The sequence below is a fragment of the Nocardia pseudovaccinii NBRC 100343 genome (assembly GCF_001613225.1).
Classification (GTDB): domain Bacteria; phylum Actinomycetota; class Actinomycetes; order Mycobacteriales; family Mycobacteriaceae; genus Nocardia; species Nocardia pseudovaccinii.
In genome coordinates this window covers 18,334-35,977 of sequence record NZ_BDBY01000221.1, presented here as the reverse complement: position 1 = coordinate 35,977, position 17,644 = coordinate 18,334, and the positions used below count along the sequence as shown (strand labels likewise).

Annotated in this window: 13 protein-coding genes and 1 tRNA gene; 4 read left to right on the top strand and 10 right to left on the bottom strand. The window is 65.6% G+C overall.

Annotated features, from left to right (window positions below; genetic code table 11):
* From NP3_RS28145 to NP3_RS28125, 5 genes are all read right to left on the bottom strand, one after another.
* Positions 1-3,426, bottom strand: a 3,426-nt coding sequence (locus tag NP3_RS28145; RefSeq protein ID WP_063044622.1) for an NAD-glutamate dehydrogenase domain-containing protein, incomplete at its 3' end; no start/stop codon positions are given.
* A gap of 1,123 nt (positions 3,427-4,549) precedes the next feature.
* Positions 4,550-6,226 (bottom strand): energy-dependent translational throttle protein EttA, encoded by a 1,677-nt coding sequence (gene ettA, locus NP3_RS28140; protein ID WP_063044621.1) that lies wholly within the window; start codon positions 6,224-6,226, stop codon positions 4,550-4,552.
* Between the two features lie 77 nt (positions 6,227-6,303).
* Entirely contained in the window at positions 6,304-6,831 is a 528-nt protein-coding gene (locus NP3_RS28135; protein WP_245721145.1) for a single-stranded DNA-binding protein, read from the bottom strand.
* 157 nt (positions 6,832-6,988) lie between these two features.
* A complete protein-coding gene (locus tag NP3_RS28130; protein ID WP_084509081.1) occupies positions 6,989-7,957 on the bottom strand; it encodes a threonine/serine dehydratase in 969 nt (322 codons plus the stop codon).
* Between the two features lie 20 nt (positions 7,958-7,977).
* Entirely contained in the window at positions 7,978-10,017 is a 2,040-nt protein-coding gene (locus NP3_RS28125; RefSeq protein WP_063044619.1) for a bifunctional copper resistance protein CopD/cytochrome c oxidase assembly protein, read from the bottom strand.
* Positions 10,018-10,239: 222 nt separating this feature from the next.
* Between NP3_RS28125 and NP3_RS28120 the strand changes: the two genes are divergently transcribed.
* Positions 10,240-10,313, top strand: a tRNA-Arg gene (locus NP3_RS28120).
* Positions 10,314-10,591: 278 nt separating this feature from the next.
* Here NP3_RS28120 and NP3_RS28115 read toward each other — a convergent pair.
* Positions 10,592-12,016: an amino acid permease gene (locus NP3_RS28115; protein ID WP_245721144.1), complete on the bottom strand. Its 1,425-nt coding sequence runs from the start codon at positions 12,014-12,016 to the stop codon at positions 10,592-10,594.
* A gap of 84 nt (positions 12,017-12,100) precedes the next feature.
* On the opposite strand from NP3_RS28115, the gene NP3_RS28110 reads away from it, so the two are divergent.
* Together NP3_RS28110 and NP3_RS28105 are read left to right on the top strand one after the other, a co-directional pair.
* Entirely contained in the window at positions 12,101-13,051 is a 951-nt protein-coding gene (locus NP3_RS28110; protein ID WP_063044617.1) for an FAD-dependent oxidoreductase, read from the top strand.
* 88 nt (positions 13,052-13,139) lie between these two features.
* Positions 13,140-13,721 (top strand): hypothetical protein, encoded by a 582-nt coding sequence (locus tag NP3_RS28105; RefSeq protein ID WP_063044616.1) that lies wholly within the window; start codon positions 13,140-13,142, stop codon positions 13,719-13,721.
* Positions 13,722-13,734: 13 nt separating this feature from the next.
* Here NP3_RS28105 and NP3_RS28100 read toward each other — a convergent pair whose 3' ends face one another.
* The 3 genes from NP3_RS28100 to NP3_RS28090 all read right to left on the bottom strand — a co-directional run bounded on the left by NP3_RS28100 (position 13,735) and on the right by NP3_RS28090 (position 15,498).
* A complete protein-coding gene (locus NP3_RS28100; RefSeq protein ID WP_157124585.1) occupies positions 13,735-14,304 on the bottom strand; it encodes an Rv1733c family protein in 570 nt (189 codons plus the stop codon).
* 189 nt (positions 14,305-14,493) lie between these two features.
* The gene (locus NP3_RS28095) at positions 14,494-14,973 is read right to left on the bottom strand and encodes a DUF4383 domain-containing protein (protein ID WP_063044614.1); all 480 of its coding nucleotides are present in this window, start codon (positions 14,971-14,973) and stop codon (positions 14,494-14,496) included.
* Between the two features lie 153 nt (positions 14,974-15,126).
* Positions 15,127-15,498: a VOC family protein gene (locus NP3_RS28090; protein WP_063044613.1), complete on the bottom strand. Its 372-nt coding sequence runs from the start codon at positions 15,496-15,498 to the stop codon at positions 15,127-15,129.
* 121 nt (positions 15,499-15,619) lie between these two features.
* On the opposite strand from NP3_RS28090, the gene NP3_RS28085 reads away from it, so the two are divergent.
* Entirely contained in the window at positions 15,620-16,279 is a 660-nt protein-coding gene (locus NP3_RS28085; protein WP_218024947.1) for a L,D-transpeptidase family protein, read from the top strand.
* On the opposite strand, the gene ectB is transcribed toward NP3_RS28085, so the two are convergent.
* Positions 16,280-17,572 carry a diaminobutyrate--2-oxoglutarate transaminase gene (ectB, locus tag NP3_RS28080; RefSeq protein ID WP_063044612.1) on the bottom strand — a complete coding sequence of 431 codons (1,293 nt, stop codon included), beginning with the start codon at positions 17,570-17,572 and terminating at the stop codon, positions 16,280-16,282.
* Positions 17,573-17,644 lie beyond the last annotated feature (72 nt).

Genomic DNA, 17,644 nt, shown 5'->3' with positions numbered 1-17,644 from the left:
GACCTCGGCATTGGTCTCGGTACTCGCCTTGATGTAAGTGCCGATGCCGCCGTTCCACAGCAGCTGAACCGGCGCGAGCAGAATCGCCCGCACCAGTTCCGGCGGTGACAGCGCGACCACATCATCTGCCAGCCCCAACGCCTTCCGGGCCTGCGGGCTGATCGGCACCGACTTCACGGTGCGATCCCAGACGCCGCCGCCGGTGCTGATCAGCGAGGTGTCGTAATCGGCCCAGGACGACCGCGGCAGCGCGAACATCCGCTGGCGCTCCCGGAACGAGGTGTCCGCAACGGGCTCCGGGTCCAGGAAGATGTGCCGGTGGTCGAAGGCCGCGACCAATCGGATGTGCTCGGACAGCAGCATGCCGTTGCCGAAGACATCGCCGCTCATATCGCCGACCCCGACCACGGTGAAATCGGTTGTCTGCGTGTCGATATCCATCTCCTGGAAGTGGCGCTTCACGCTCTCCCACGCACCCTTGGCGGTGATGCCCATCGCCTTGTGGTCGTAACCCGCCGAACCACCGGAGGCGAATGCGTCACCGAGCCAGAAGCCGTAGCGCTGGGCCACGTCGTTGGCGATATCGGAGAAGGTCGCGGTCCCCTTATCGGCGGCCACCACGAGGTAGGTGTCATCGCTGTCGCGGCGGATGACTCGCTCGGGCGGCAGTACCGCACCGGTCGCGCGGTCGACGTTATCGGTGACATCGAGCAGACCGGAGATGAAGGTCCGATAGCATTCGACGCCCTCCGCGCCGAGCGCTTGCCGATCCGCGGTCGGATCACCGGTAGCGGCGGGCGGCTGCTTCACCACGAAACCGCCCTTGGCACCCACCGGCACGATGACCGCGTTCTTCACCGCCTGGGCCTTCACCAGGCCCAGGACCTCGGTGCGGAAATCCTCCAGACGGTCCGACCAGCGCAACCCGCCACGCGCCACCGGACCGAAGCGCAGATGCACACCCTCGACCCGCGGCGAATACACGAAGATCTCGAATTGCGGCCTCGGCTTGGGCAATTCGGCGATCTCGCGCGGTTCCACCTTCACCGAGATGTACCCGCGCGAATTGCCCTGGCCATCGGTTGCGTAGTAGTTCGTCCGCAGCGTCGCCTTGACCAGCGACAGGATCGCACGCAGGATCCGGTCGGCGTCCAAGCTGACAACCTCATCGATGCGGCCGCGGACCCGGGTCTCCAGTTCGGCGGCGTGCTCGGCCGATTCGGTATCCGGATCGAACCGCGCCGCGAACAGATCGACGAACAGCCGCGCGATATCCGGATAGGCGAGCAGCACCCTGGTGATATTCGCCTGGCTGTACGGGAAGTCGGCCTGCTGCAGATACTTCGCGTACATCCGCAGGATCGATGCGGTCCGCCACGTCAGCCGGGCGCGCAGCACGAGTTCATTGAGTCCGTCGGCTTCGCCACGCCCGAACCAGACCGCTTCGAAGGCCTCGGTGAACCGGTCGTGCAGCCCACGCTCCTCCGATTCGAGCGCATCGGCCCTCGCCGAAGACTCCAGCAGTTCGGCATCCAGATCTCGGTCCAGCGAACTGCGCAGCAATTCCGGGCGAGCCAGCAAGCCGAAGTCATAGATCCAGCGTTCGCCACCGTCATCGCCGAGCACCGGATCCAAGAGAATCTGATACGGCCGCTCGTCGACCACCTCGACACCGAGGCTCTGCAGCACCGGCAACACCTGGCTCAGCGAGATGCCGCTGCCGCCGATGTAGAGCGTGAACCGCCAGGAACCCGGCACCGAATCCGCGCGGCGATACAGGTATTGGTCGATGGACCCCGAAGCGAGGCCCTCCAGCCGGACCACATCGGCCAGGGCGCGCTCGGCGGCGAAATCCTGTTTGTAGGCCTCCGGAAATGCCTCGGCGTAGCGCTGCACCACGCCGGGATCCAGCACGGTCGAGGTGCTCACCGCATCGTTGAGGCGGTCGTCCCAGGTGTGCGTCGCCTCGGCGAGCAGGTTCTGGATGCGCAGCCGATTGGCCTCGGAGGTGTCGGCCTGGGCAACCGATTCGCGCGGCACCCCGAGCTCGGACTCCGGCATGCGCACCGTGAAGTACACACTGGCCAGCTCGCTTTCGCTGACCCGCGCCGAATAGTCGATGGAGACACCGCCCAGTTCGCGCACCAGGATTTCCTGCATCTCCAGCCGCACCCGCGTGGTGTAGCGATCCCGAGGCAGATAAACCAGGCACGCGACGAACCGGCCGTAGCCGTCCGAGCGCAGGAACAGCCGAACCTGTCGGCGCAGACCGACATTCAGCACCGCGGTCGCGGTGCGACGCATGGTCTCGACATCGGAGGAGAACAGTTCGGTGCGCGGAAACGACTGGATGACCTCGAGCATGGCCTGTCCGGAGAACGAATCCAGATCGAAGCCGCTCTCCTCGATCACCGAACGCACCCGGCGCGCGATCACCGGGATATCCATGACGTTCTCATGTACCGCGGTCACGGTGAAGACACCGATGAACAGGTGCTCGCCGACGATGGTGCCGGACTCGTCGAAGTCGGCGACGCCGATGAAGTACGGGTACACCGAGCGGTGCACGGTGGCGGGCACCAAGCCCTGGGTCAGCATGAGCAGCTGGCGGTCGCCGGCGTTGATCGGCACATGGAAGTCGGTGCCGACATCCGGGCGCAGCACGCCGAGGCAGGTGCCGGGCAGCGGGTTCGAGATCGTCTGTTCCCGATCGGCGCTGAGCCGGTAGCGGGCATAGCCGAGCACGGTGAAATTGCCACTGGCCAACCAGCGCAACAGATTCGCGGTATCGACGAGATCGGTATCGGAGAACGGCGCGTGGCCGGTTTTCGCCGCTACCTCCAGTTCATCGGCCAGATTGCTCTGCACCTGTTTGATGGCCTCGGTGTCACCGATGACCTGACGCACATCCGCGACGACGTCCGGTATGGACTGCTCGATCCGGCCCAACAGGGCCGCACTGGTCGACGGGTGCAGTTGCAGATGCATCCACGATTCGCGCAGGCCATCGGTGCCGTTGCTGTCGACCTCGTGTGGCGCGGCGCTGATCAGCCGTCCGTCCGGATCGCGCGTCACCTCGAAGATCGGGTGGATCACCTCGCTCACGCTGACGCCCATCCGGCTCAGCGAGGAGGTGATCGACTCCACTAGCAGCGACATATCGTCGGTGACCAATTGCACCGCGGCGCCGAGTCCGGAGCCGTCGTCGGGGTGGTAGACCCGTACTAGCGCCCGCCCGGCGGGGCGGGTCATCGCGAGTTCCATATGCCGCCGGAAGATCTGAGTGATCCCGGTGATCGCACAGTCCACATCGCCCGCGTCGACGTGGCGGAAATACGCCTCTTCGAGGGTTGCGAGCTCGCCGCGCAGCGACTGCGGCAAACTCGCGGCCCACGCCGCGCTGGACAATTCGGACGAGACCGTCATTTTTTCGCCAACTCCTCGGATTCGGTTCCGCAACAAAGTGACGCCGGTCCGAGAGTAGCTGTGCCATGCTGACGCGTGGGTGAATTCCCTTCTAAATGCAGGGTGTTCACCGATACCGCAGCGTTCGCCGCTTGATTGCCGAGGTCATGGTCCCGGCACAGCTCCCGATCGGACCGGCAACGTCAGGTAGACGCAATCGCGGTGGTAGCGACCCAATGCCCGGACTGCGCCTGCGCATGCACGTTCCCCACCATAGTCAGATCTTTGGAAGGGCGTGTGTCGACCGTATTTCCTTCGGTGGAGACACCGTGCGGCGCGTGTTGGCCGCAATTCCTTCGACAGAACGACCGCTCGACATCGTCATGCACAGATTTGATTCCTCCCCCGCCTCCAGGCGGGGGATTCAGTACTGCGTGTGCGGAGTTCCTTGTCCTACGGGGACGTGTGTCCGCAGTTCTCACACAAGGTGCGTTCGGACAGCAGGAGACGGTGCTCGGCTTTCGCATCGAAGTTCTGGCCGAAATCCCGTGTCACCCGCTTGGCCCACTTCCCGGGCGGCGGTCCTGGCGCTGTCGGCTGGATTCCCGCCCGACGATGTTGCGGGACAAGGTTTTTGACGTCGCTCAACACTTTCGCGCGAGAGTTACCGAAGTCGCGGATGATCTGTTGCCGGAACCGACGCCACGCCCCGAAGCCAGTCGAGTTCGGCCCGCCAGCCAATAAGTTTGTTATCGAGCCCAGCGGGGCCGATCCTCTCCCCGGCCCGGTGGGCGTCCCGTGATTCGCCGACACATCGGTTCCACACCCATCGGCAGCGGTCCCACTCGGCCAGCAGGCCCCCGCTCGGCGGCGCGGGACAGTCTCAGCCGGTAGGTGTACCGCGCGCGCTAGCCGTCCTCTCGCTCACGATTCCGGCCACCGCCCGCCACCTCGGCAACGGCATCCGAAACCGGATGCATCTGCCGCTTTGCCCGGTCGAAACATGGTTGTTTCGGCTCGACTCAGCCGCCATGCGGATGCGGAGGAGGCTGCCCGGAGAGCCCCGCGCGGACGAGCGTCAGGCCGCCACAAAGCCGATCCGGCGGGGCCGTGCACATGGCAACCGCCCCGCCGGACGCCGGACTCAGTCGCGGGTGAGCTTGCGGTGCGTCACCCGGTGCGGGCGGGCTGCCTCCGGGCCGAGGCGCTCGATCTTATTGGCCTCGTATGCCTCGAAGTTGCCCTCGAACCAGAACCACTTGGCCTCGTTGTCGGTGTCACCCTCCCACGCCAGGATGTGGGTGCAGGTGCGGTCGAGGAACCAGCGGTCGTGGGAGATGACCACGGCGCAGCCCGGGAACTGCTCGAGTGCGTTCTCCAGCGAACCCAGCGTTTCCACGTCGAGGTCGTTGGTCGGCTCGTCGAGCAGGATCAGGTTGCCGCCCTGCTTGAGGGTCAGCGCCAGGTTCAGGCGGTTGCGCTCACCACCGGAGAGCACCCCGGCCGGCTTCTGCTGATCCGGCCCCTTGAAGCCGAACGCGCTGACATAGGCGCGCGAGGGCATCTCCTGGTTGCCGACCTCGATGAAGTCCAGCCCGTCGGAAACGACCTGCCAGACATTCTTCTTCGGGTCGATGCCCGCGCGGTTCTGGTCGACGTAGCTCAGCTTGACCGTCTCGCCGACCTTCACCTCACCGCTGTCGGGCGATTCGAGCCCGACGATCGTCTTGAACAGCGTGGTCTTACCGACACCGTTCGGACCGATGACACCGACAATGCCGTTGCGCGGCAAGGTGAACGACAGATCCTTGATGAGCTGACGATCCCCGAAGCCCTTGTCCAGATGCTCGACCTCGACGACCACATTGCCCAGGCGCGGACCCGCCGGGATCTGGATCTCCTCGAAGTCCAACTTCCTGTGCTTCTCGGCCTCGGCAGCCATCTCCTCGTACCGGCCGAGGCGGGCCTTGTTCTTGGCCTGGCGAGCCTTGGCGCCGGAACGCACCCAGGCCAGCTCCTCCTTGAGCCGCTTCTGCAGCTTCTGATCCTTCTTACCCTGGACCTCGAGCCGCTGGGCCTTCTTCTCCAGGTAGGTGGAGTAGTTGCCCTCGTACGGGTAGGCGCGGCCGCGGTCGAGTTCGAGGATCCACTCGGCGACATTGTCGAGGAAGTACCGGTCGTGTGTGACGGCGAGGACGGCGCCCTGGTAGGAGGCCAGGTGCTGCTCGAGCCACAGCACGCTCTCGGCGTCGAGGTGGTTGGTCGGTTCGTCGAGCAGCAGCAGGTCGGGCTTGCTGAGCAGCAGCTTGCACAGTGCGACGCGGCGGCGCTCACCACCGGAGAGGTTGGTGACCGGCTCGTCCGGCGGCGGGCAGCGCAGCGCGTCCATGGCCTGCTCGAGCTGGGAGTCGACATCCCAGGCATCGGCGTGATCGAGGTACTCCTGCAGCTTGCCCATTTCGTCCATGAGCTCATCGGAGTAGTCGGTGGCCATGAGTTCGGCGATCTCGTTGAAGCGATCCAGCTTCACCTTGACCTCGCCGAGGCCCTCCTCGACATTGCCGCGGACCGTCTTCTCCTCGTTCAGCGGCGGCTCCTGCTGCAGGATGCCAACCGTGGCACCCGGCGAAAGGAAGGCGTCTCCGTTGTTCGGCTGGTCCAGTCCGGCCATGATCTTCAGCACGCTGGATTTACCCGCGCCATTGGGGCCGACGACGCCGATCTTCGCGCCGGGAAGGAAGTTCAAGGTGACATCGTCGAGCACGACCTTGTCGCCGTGCGCCTTGCGAACCTTCTTCATTTGGTAGATGAACTCAGCCATACAGGGAAGCCTATCGGTGTGGGTATGGATGGAATGCAGCAGAGCCACCACTGTCGCCGGGGGTATCCGGCCTGCGGTCAAGCGTCGACGGGCTCGGTATCCGCGAGCCGGGGCGGTGCGGAAGTCAGGGACGTCGCGTCCTCCCCCGGTCCCTCCCCATCGACGCGTGCACGGTCATCAGCGCTGGATCGGTCACAACTATTCCGTGCCAGGGTACTGGGTCCCGACGCCGGGCCCGAAACCGCGCGCCGGACCACCTGTGCGGTGCAGCGGGACAGATCCGGCCCGATCGAGGTGGCGCGCATCTCGACATCACGCCGCTCCACGCCATCCCTGGCCCGGTACTCGTGGGTGCGCAGCTGACCGTAGGCGATGACCGGATCGCCGCGCCGCAACGAGGCGTCGACACCGACCACCAGACGACGCCAGCAGCTGACGGTGAGGTAGAGGGTCCCGCTGTCGACCCATTCACCCGTCTCCGGATTGAACCGCCGGGAATTACTCGCCATCCGGAAGCTCACCACCTGCTCGCCATTGGTCAGATCGCGCTTGACCGGATGGGTCACCACGGTACCGATCACGGTAACCATCGATTCATACATCATTCCGCCCCTTTACATTTCGATCCGTCCGGCTCCCGGCTCTCTCACCGAGATGCCCTTTCAGCCTGACGGCTCCGCGCCCCCTCCGACCGACCCGAGTTCCGAATGTGGACAACCTCGCCACATGTGGACAGTTGCTGCTTCAAAACCCCCGAGCGAGTTAAAGCACCGCCAGATCGGTATTGGCGCCACACAGCACGATCACCGGCCGCTCACCCTCGGCAGGCACATACGCACCGCTCTGCACGGCGGCCAACGCCGTTGCCCCGGCAAGTTCGACCACGACGCGGAACTCGCGCCACAGATATTCGCGAGCGGTCGAGATGGCGTCATCGGTCACCAGCAGCGACCGGACTTCATAGCGTCGCGCGACATCCAGCGCGATATCCCCGATTCGATTGGCGCCCAAGGAATCCGCCGCGATGCTGCGGACGTTCACCTCCACCGGACGGTCCGCTTGCAGCGCGGCGTTCAGCGTCGGAATGCCCTCCGGCTCGACCCCGACCACCTGCTGGCGCCGCCCCAACGCCGCGGCGATCCCGGCGACCAACCCGCCGCCACCGACCGCGACCAGCACCGGCGGCCGCCCACGCACCTGCTCCTCCAACTCCAGCCCGACGACACCCGCACCGGCGACCACGGCAGGCAGGTCGTAGGCGTGCAGCTGCAACGCCCCCCGCTCTTCGGCGAGCTCGGTCGCGTACTTGTAGGCCTCCGCGTAAGTCGTTCCGTGCCACAGCACTTCGGCGCCGTAGGACCACATCGCGGCCACCTTGGTATGCGGCGCAGACTCCGGGACCACGACCGTGCACGTCTTGCTGAGACGAGCCGCGGCCAGCGCGGCCGCGATCCCGGCGTTCCCACCGGAGGCGATGACCACGTGGTCGACCTGAGCCGAGGACTCCAGCAGTGCGTTGAAGCTGCCGCGTACCTTGAATGTCCCACCGTGCTGCAGGTACTCGAGTTTCAGCGTGACCGGAACCGGCCCGTTCGGTCCGATGATCGAGGTATGGAATACCGGCGTCTTGCGCACCTGACCGGCCAGCCGTCTGCGGGCCGCCCGCACGTCGGATCGATATACCCGTCGGGCGTGCCTGTTCTCGACCACCGCGGTACTCCGCTCACTCACGCTTGCACCTCGATGGGAGCTCAATGACGTATTCCTCGATCACGTTTGGCCAGCTCGGCGAACATGGCATTGTGGGCGGCCAGCTCCGCGTCGTGGTCGCGATCGGCGGCCCGGTCGGTCCGTTTCGCGAGTTTCGCATCGCTGCGCGACCACTGGATGAGCAGCGCCAACATCACCACGACCAACGGCACCTCACCGCTGGCCCACGCCAGGCTACCGCCGGTGCGCTGATCACCGAGCAGGTCGCTGTTCCAGCCGAGGGCAAGACCGCGGAAGAACCATCCGCCCATCACAGTGGTCATACTCATCAGCGCGATGCCGAAGAAGGCGTGGAAGGGCAGGGACCCGAACACCATGCCCAGCTTGGTCAGCGGCTGCACCTGGCGTGGCTTGGGGTCGATGCCGATGACCACCCAATAGAATAGATAGCCGCTGAGCAGGAAATGCAGATTCATCATCAGATGCGCCGCATGGGAGTCGACGAACGAGTCGTAGATGCCGCCCATGTACAGGGCGTAGAACCCGCCGACGAAGATCACCGACGCGACGATCGGATGGGTCAGAAAACGCGAGACCGGATTGTGCACCGCGGCCAGAATCCACTCCCGCGGCCCGGGAACGCCGCCGCGCCCCGCCGCAGGCAACGCCCGCAGCGCCAGGGTGACCGCACCGCCGAGCGCGAACAGAATCGGCGCGAGCATCGATAGCGCCATGTGCTGTCCCATGTGCACGCTGAAGACCGCGGGCGAGTACCGCCCGACCCCCGACGAGGTGGCGAAAAGCAGGATTGCGCAGGCCGACAACCAGGCGATGGTCCGCCCGACCGGCCAGGCGTCCCCCCGCGCGCGCAACCGTCGCACCCCGAGCAGGTACAGCACGGCAAGCACGATGGCCAGCGTGCCGAAGATCAAATCGAAGCGCCAGTCGAACAGTATTCGCGAGGCCGTCGGCGGACCGTCGAGGGTGTAGCCGAGTTCCACCTCGGCCGGTATCGGCACACTGGTCGGCGGCGGTGGCGGCGTGCGCCCCAACCCGACGGCCAGACCCATCGTTGCCGCGAAGATCAGCACCTCCAGCCCACCGAATCGGATGAGCGCGGCGCGGTCACGCGGATTCGCCGCGAGCGCGGGGAGGCTGGCGCGGCGCTGCAGATATCCGAATACGCCGAGGACTGCGAGTGCGCAGGCCTTGGCGATAACGAGTCGGCCGTAGGTGGTGGTGAACAGATCGCTCCACGGCACGCGCACCCAGGAATTGATCACGCCGCTGACGCCGATCACGACGAAGGCGATGGTGGCGGTGAGCGAGAACCGCCTGGCCGCGACATCGGTGTGGTCGCCGCCGCGCAGCGCATGCGCGAGCACCGCGAACAATCCGCCGACCCATACCGCGGCCGAAACCAGGTGCAGGATCAGACTGTTGGTGGCCAGGTCGTGCGCGCCGCCCGCGGAGGAATGCCCGGTCAGCGCAAGCGGCATCATGGTCACGAGCGCGCCGCCGAACAGCACCGGGGTCCATCCCCAACGCAGTGCGAGGCGGCAACCCACCGCGACGATCAGCGCGAACACCACCGTCGTGCGCCACGCCTGGGCCAGTTCCACTTGGTCGATCGCGCGCCACAGCTGCTCCGGCCGCCAGATCTGCCCGACCGGCTGCCCGGTGGTGTCCGACACCGTCAGCGGTATGAGCAGCGCCGCGCAACTCGCCCAGGTCAACGCGAAGTTCGAGGCGCGCCGCACCGCCCGATACCCGCCGACGTCGAGCAGCCCATCGGCCTGCGGCGGCACCAGGAATGCGGCGAGCAGCAGCGAGCCGACGGTCAGCGCCGCGGACAGATCGGCGAGTGCGCGCACCGCGGGCAGCCCATAGGTGGTCAGCGGTCCCGGATCCGGAATGCCGAGCAGACTCAGCGCCTGCGCCGCCGACAGTCCGACGATCATCGCGGCGACCACCGCGGCGATGGCACCGGCCAGCACCGTCAATGTCGCGAAGGTCGCCCCGGAGCCCGGCTTACCCGTTTCGAGCTCGGGTGCGACGGACGGGTCCTGCGGTGACGACATGGCACTGAGCGTAGTCGGCCCTTAATGCGTGGCCCGGCGGGGTTTGGGCCGATATGGTGGCTAACGGATCGGAGGTGCGATGTCGATCATGCCGCGACTCGCTTGGCCCGCACACGGCAGGTGGCTGAAATGTTGCTGACGCTAAGAACCTAGCCATCTGGACGGTCGCTATACTTGGCGCGCTGGACAGCACGGCCAATGTCGGCCATGGTGGAACCCACTGCCTCCGTAGCTCAGTTGGATAGAGCAAGGGCCTTCTAATCCCTAGGTCGCAGGTTCGATTCCTGCCGGGGGCGCCGCGCAGCCCGTCCGTTCGCGTTTATGCGGGCAGACGGGTACCGCGCACGTCGTCTCACCCTCTGTCGACCGTCCGCGGATCCAAGTTCGAGGGCTCGTCCCCGAGTCGACCCCTAGGAACTCACCGATTCAGTTGTCACGTGTGTGACCGATTCCCGTCCGAATAGCCCGAAGTATGCAGAGGTCACGGCCTGCCGTTGGATAGATACCACCCCAGAGCACCCCTTAAACGGGGAAATCAGATTCTTCAGCGACTCGCCGTGACCGACCGGCGTTTCTATTGAGACGATTCGGAGTCCGCCGCCGTCTGGACTGGCGCTCTCGCGGTTCGTCGTCTGAGGAACCAGCCACCGACCAGGACCGGAACCATGATCAGCGGTACGGCGACGATTGCGCTGCGCTGTTCGGCGCTTCCGCTGCTCGCCATCAGCGCTACCACACCGGCGAGGAAGACCAGGGTGGCGATGCCGGTGTAGGGGGTGCCGATCAGGCGGAATGCGGGGCGGCTCGCGCGACCGTCGCGCCACCAGCGCCAGAGTTGCAATTGGCACAGGACGATTGCCGCCCAGGCGGTGATGACGCCGAGGGCCGACATGTTCAGCACGATCTCGTAAGCCTGCTCGGGGACCACCGCATTGAGTCCGACGCCGGTCAGGGCGATCGCACCGGTGGCCAGAATTCCAACGTAGGGAACCCCGTTCGCCGACAGCTTGGCGGCGCGGGCGGGCGCGCTGCCGTTCACCGACATGGAGCGCAGGATTCGACCCGTCGAGTACAGGCCCGCATTGAGGCTGGAGAATGCCGCCGTCAGCACCACGAGGTTCATGACGGAATCCGCACCCTCCACACCGATTTTGGCGAAGAACGTGACGAAGGGGCTCTGCCCCGCACGGAAAGCGGTATAGGGCAGCAGCAGGCTGAGCAACACCAGCGAACCGACGTAGAACACGGCGATGCGCGCGATCACCGAGTTGATTGCGCGCGGCATGATCTTCTCGGGATTTTCCGCCTCTCCGGCGGCGGTGCCCACCAATTCCACTGCGGAGTAGGCGAATACGACACCGGTCGTGACGACGACCAACGGCAGCAACCCGGTCGGGAACAGTCCGCCGTGGTCGCGCAGGACACCGGGCCCGGTACTTTCGCCCGTTATCCGGAAGCGGCCGACGAGAAAGACCGTGCCGATCACCAGAAAGCTCACCAGCGCGACAACTTTGATCAGCGCGGCCCAGAATTCCAGCTCACCGAACCAGCGCACCGAGATTAGATTGATCGCCACCACCACGGCCAGCGCGATCAGCGCGATGACCCACTGCGGAATCGAGCCGAAGGCCGACCAGTAGTGGACATAGGTGGCGATGGCGGTGATGTCCACGATGCCGCTCATGCACCAGTGGAAGAAATACATCCAGCCGACCGCATACGCGAGTTTCTCGCCGTAGAACTCGCGGGCGTAGGAGACGAACGACCCCGACGACGGACGGTGCAGTACCAGCTCGCCCAGCGCGCGGAGCACGAAGAAGACGAACACTCCGCATACGGCGTAGACCAGAACCAGCCCGGGACCGGCGCTGGCCAACCGACCGCCCGCACCGAGGAACAGCCCGGTCCCGATGGCGCCGCCGATCGCGATCATCTGTAACTGACGCGGGCGGAGACTCTTCTGATACCCGACGTCCTCGTCATGCAATACGTCAGCCACAGTGCCTCCCGCGCTCCCCGGATCGTATCGTTGAATAATGTATCGTCAAATAGCGGTACACTCAATGGTGGTAAAATATTCGCCGTGCGAGCGGTGGTAGTCGGATCCGGAATCGTTGGCCTGTCAACGGCATTCGAACTGCTGCGCGGCGGGCACCATGTCGTGGTGGTGAGCGCGGAGCCCATCGACTCGACGACATCGTTTCTGGCCGCCGCGGTGTGGTTCCCCACCGCGGCCGGGCCGACCGAGCGCGTTGCCGCCTGGAGCGTCGAAACGTTCACCCATCTGGAACGACTCGCGCGAGCCGGTACCCCTGGCGCGCGCATGTGTGAATCGCTCGCCGTCTATCGCGACGAACCGGCGACACCATCCTGGTCCGGGGCCGTCCGAGCGTTCCGGCGGGCGCGGGCGGACGAACTCCCGCCGCAGTACCGATGCGGGTTCCGGTTCGCCGTTCCGCTGCTCGAGATGCCGATCTTCCTGCCGTGGTTGGCATCTCAGGTTCGGGAGGCGGGCGCGTACTGGGTTCGGCGGACGATCGGGAGTCTGGACGAGCTCGACGATTTGGCGCCCGATGTCATCGTGAACTGCGCGGGCCTGCGTGCCGGTCCGCTGGCAGATGATGCCGAGGTCTACCCGATCCGCGGCCAGATCGTGCGCATCACCAATCCGGGTATCTCGGTGTCGGTACGTGACGAAGCACACCCCCTCGGACGAGCCTATGTCCATCCCCGCACCCACGACTGCATCCTCGGCGGCTCATTGGAGACGGGCGCATGGGACCGCACTCCCGATCCGCGACTGACACAGTCGATCCTGCGTCGATGCCGAGATCTCGTACCGCAGCTGACCGGCGCGGAGATTATCGAAACAGTCGTCGGACTGCGGCCCGGTCGCGCCGAAGTCCGCCTGGAGATCGCGCAGGCCGACGCGTCATCGGTTCCCGTGGTCCACAACTACGGCCACGGCGGCTCCGGCATCACCATCGCCCACGGTTGCGCCCGCGAGGTATCGGCGCTCATCGATACGCTGTAATCGGTTGAACCAGTGGTCGCGTTGGCTCGTAGTACGGGGGACGAGTTGCGATACGCGCATCGTCGAATTGCGACGAAGGGTTCGAAAGATGAGTTCAGCCAGACGTTTTCAGCAAATCACCGTGCCGATCGCGGCCGCCGCTGTCGTTCTCGCTGGTCTGCTGAGCGCCTGTGGTGGCGAGAAAGGCGGCGAGGCGGTGCCACAGACGACTGCGGCCACCGTCGCGGGGCAGGCACCGGCGGTAGCGAAAACGCAAGGCTGGCTGAAGATCTACGACGGCACCGCGCCGGCCGGTACCACGAATGCGGTCCAGCTCCGTGTGACCAGCAATCCTACTGTCGGACAGTATGTTTCGGACGGATCGGGCCGGTCGCTGTACCGGTTCGACAAGGACACGGCGGCACCGTCGGTATCCAACTGCTCCGGACAATGCGCCGTGACCTGGCCGCCGCTGACCGTGGCCCGCGACCAGGTGCTCTATGCCGCGGGGGTCGATCCCCAGCTCGTCGGATTCATCGAACGTGCCGACGGCACATGCCAAATCACCATCGGCGGCTGGCCGGTGTACTACTTCTCGAAAGACACCAAGCCGGGTGATCTGCTCGGGCAAGGTGTCGGCGGAACCTGGTTCGCAGTGGCACCGAACGGCGGCAAAGCCCTGAGCAAGTGATCACCACAGCCCCTTATTGGCTGCCCTGACCTGTGGGGTGGCTGAATTGACGCCACTCCCGGTCCAACCGGATGTGGCGGCGATGGTTCAGCGCCCACATGGTGGACCAGACGACTGCTGTCGCGCCGCACCAAATTTCGAGTAGAACAGCGATGCCGACACCGATGCCGTGCACGGCGGCGGCACTCGACCGTTCGGGAGGGGTGGTCGGTGTTCCGTCCGGGCCAAGCCAGACGGGGGCGGGCTGACCGGGTGCGGCGAGATCGGGGACACCGACGATCGCGGTGCCGGACTTGCCGTCGTGGGTCCAGGACACCTGCGCCTCGAAGTGGTCGCGCACCGTTCCGTTGCGGTCCGCGACGGGTGCGGAGACCCGGGCGGGGGTGCCGATAATGGTCCCTGTCACGACGATTTTCGTCGCGTTTTCGGTGTGGATCCGTTCGGATGCCGAGCTATAGGCCGCGGTACCGGCCGCAGCGGCGGTCGGTACCGCGATCAGCAGTACCAGGACGGCCAGAATGCGGACGAACCCCTCCACCCGATCGGAGACCCGCATCAGCGGACTGGGATTCCAGGGCTGCATTCGCCAGCTCCGCACCGGCCACGTCGGCGACTCCGACACCTCCATCACCTCCTACGACGGAGCCCGCGAGCAACCGCGACTCCTATCCCCCGGCATTCCCCCGAGTCGCCAATTGATGCACCAGCGCAAGCCCGGAACATGGACAAACCCCGCTCGGCGCACGTCCGAGCGGGCTTCATCGGCTCATACCTATTGAATCGACGGGCGCGGCGACCCGGTTACGCTTCTGCTGCCCGACCACCCGAGCGCCGCCCCGACGGCGACCATGCCGACGCCGAGGGCGAAGTGCAGCCAGTTGTCAGCGGTGTTCACCGGGACGAAGTTCGCATCGCTGTGCTGGTCGATGACCAACCCGTACAACCACAGCACCAGATAGATGAGGCCGCCGCCGAGCAGGAACGCCCGGGACGCGAGCGCTGTGCGCGATGCCAGCAAGCCCGCTACGCCGAACACCAGGTGGACGATGTTGTGCAGGATAGAGACGTTGAACAACCCGAGGAGCTGGGCGTCGGAGCTGTGTCCGGCCCATTCCATGCTGTCGTAATTCGTGGTGATGCCCGGTATGAAGCCGAGCACGCCGACCACCAGGAACACCGCGCCGACCGCCGCCGCCGCGATGCGCAGCGGCGTCCAATGCGCGGCTGAGGTTTGCGCGTGATGCGCGGCCATGGTGACCGCCTCTCCCGAACCAGGCGTCCGAACAGGCGCCCGTTTCGTGCGACTGATTTCGATGACTGCCGGTTAGTGGCAGTCACCTGCGTCATACCCGTGCGCTGTGTAGACAAACGAATAAACCCGCAGGTCCAGCGCGCAGACCGGCCCCTACAGCCAAATGAGGCAGAAGGTGTGTCCGACGGGATCGGCATAAACACGGAACTGCTTGTCGTCGTTGGCCTGCACCAGTCGTGCGCCGAGCGCGAGCGCTTTCGGCTCGGCCGCTTCGATCTCGTCCACCAGCACATCGAAATGCAGCTGCTGGGACGCTTCCGGATCCGGGAAACGCGGTGGTCGATACTGCGGCGCGTATTGGAACGCCAAGCGCCTGCCGCCGGGTTCTTCGATGACGACCCAGGTGTCATCCGGCGCATCGGTCGGTTCGGCGCCGAGCAGCCGGGCATAGAACTCGGCCAGCTTCGGTGGATCCGGGCAATCCAGCACGACAGTGCGCAGACTTCCAACCTTGCCTTCGGTCATTATTCGACCTCCTCTATGTCGCGGAAATGCTCATCGCGTACCCGTGTGCGGACACTCGAATCCGCCTGCGGCGGTGCGGGCGGGATCTGTATTAGGGTCGACGCCCGTCGGGAGGTTTCAGTTGTCGAAACGCATAACGCTGCTCATCGTGCTGCTGTCCGGCGTCGCCGCCTGCACCAGCACACCCAGGTCCGATCTGCCCCTTCCCTATCACGGCGATGCTGACCAAGTCGTCACCGTCGTCGCCACGAACGCCGCCGATACCACCGCGACACTGACTGCGTGGCAACGCATTTCAGGTGGCTGGCGCGCCGCTGTCGGTCCGCTGCGGGCGTATGTCGGGCGCGACGGCATCGGCCGTGCCAGCGAGGACTCGGCGCATACTCCAATCGGTGTGTGGACGCTGAGCGAGGCTTTCGGGATCGCGCCGAACAACGGAACCCGCCTCCCCTATCGCCAGGTCGGCGCACAGGACTGGTGGGTCTCCGATACCGGCTCGCCGAGTTACAACCACTACGCGCAATGCGCCACCGGCACTTGCGAATTCGATGAACATGCCAGCGAGAACCTGGGCCAGGCCGGTCCGGCGTACGAACATGCCGTGGTGATCGACTACAACCGTCAGCCCGTCGTCGCGGGCGCGGGTTCGGCCTTCTTCCTCCATGTCGAGACCGGACGCCCGACCGCCGGGTGCGTATCGATTCCGGCTGCCGACCTCGAAGCCGTTATGCGGTGGCTGGATCCGAGCGCGCACCCGGTGATCAATATCGGCAGCAAGTGACTATCCGCAGATCTCCTCCACCGCACCGGCGAGCAGCGACAACCCGCGATCCAACTCGTCCTCGCTGATTGTCAACGGCGGCAGCAGCTTTACCACCTCGTCGGCCGAACCGGAGGTCTCGACGAGCAGCCCGCGCTCGAAGGCGAGTTGGGACACCTTGCCGGCGCGCGACGCTTCCTCGAACACGATGCCGTGCACCAGCCCGCGCCCGCGCGTCGAGACACCGGGGAACGCCGCCGCGATTTCGGCGAGCGCGCGCGCCGTGCGCTCCCCTTTGGCCACCGTCGAAATCTCCAGCGCGCTATCGGACCAGTAGTGCTCGAGCGCAACCCGCGCGGTGACGAATGCCGCATTGTTGCCGCGGAAGGTGCCATTGTGCTCACCGGGTGCCCACTGATCGAGTTCGGGTTTGAAGAGCACCAGCGCCATGGGCAACCCGTACCCGCCGATGGATTTCGACAGCGTCACGATGTCGGGAGTGATACCCGCGAACTCGAACGAGAAAAACCCACCGGTCCGTCCGCAACCCATCTGCACATCGTCGACGATCAGCAGAATTCCGCGCGCTCGGCACAATTCGGCCAACTGCCGCAGCCATTGTGAGCGTGCGACATTCACCCCGCCCTCGCCCTGCACCGTCTCCACGATCACCGCGGCGGGCTTGTCCAAACCCGAGGACGAGTCGTCCAGGGCCCGCCGCATCCAGTGCAGGTCGTCGGCCGCATCGAGGAAGCCGTCGTAGGGCATGGGCATCGCATGCGGCAGTGGCACACCGGCAGCCGCGCGTTTGGCGGCATTCCCGGTCACCGATAACGCGCCGAGCGACATCCCGTGGAAGGCGTTGGTGAAGTTGAGAACGGTCTGACGTCCGGTGACCTTGCGCGCCAGCTTCAACGCGGCCTCGACCGCATTCGCGCCGGTCGGACCGGGAAACTGCACCTTGTAATCGAGTCCGCGTGGCTCGAAGATCGTGTCGCGCAAAGCCTCGAGCAGCCGCCGCTTGGCGACGGTCGACATGTCGAGGCTGTGCGTGATCCCGTCGCCGACGATGTAGTCCAGCAGCGCCCGCTTCAGCACCGGATTGTTGTGGCCGTAATTGAGTGCGCCCGCGCCCGCGAAGAAGTCCAGGTAGTCCTTGCCGTTCTCATCGCGCAGCCAGGCCCCGCTGCCGGTGTCGAAGACGGTCGGCCAAGCCCGGCAGTACCCGCGCACATTCGACTCGAGCGTCTCGAAAACGGTCAACGCGGTGTTGTTTCGAGCGACCTGCGAGCAGTCGCTGGCGGCGACAGTCATCGACGTTCCTTCCTGTCGTGCGCGAGCGCCCACGGGGCAAATCTGAAGTGACTGCGTTTCTAACATTGGTGC